Raw genomic sequence first — 218 nt, 5'->3', positions numbered from 1 at the left:
GTGAGCGGGACGGTCACGATGGACGTGGAGGTGATCGAGGACGTGGACCTCGACGGCCCCGTCCTGCTCCCGAACGAGGAGGACCTCCCGTTCATCAGCAAGCCCTACAGCGACGAGGAGGTCGCCGCGGGGGACGACCTCGGCGCGGAACACGGCGTCGACGTGGACACCGACGCCGCCCCGATCCAGGTGATCGGCTCCGGCGCGACCGTCAACGA

At 69.7% G+C, this 218-nt stretch carries 1 pseudogene; it reads left to right on the top strand.

Features of this window, described 5'->3' with window-relative positions:
- Positions 1-218 (top strand): annotated as a pseudogene (locus tag EXE42_RS18215) (acetamidase/formamidase family protein); the annotation flags it as partial.

It is taken from the genome of Halorubrum sp. SP3 (assembly GCF_005435195.1).
In the GTDB taxonomy this organism is placed as follows: domain Archaea; phylum Halobacteriota; class Halobacteria; order Halobacteriales; family Haloferacaceae; genus Halorubrum; species Halorubrum sodomense.
The sequence above is the reverse complement of the archived record's forward strand: the minus strand, read 5'-3'. Positions and strand labels throughout refer to the sequence as shown.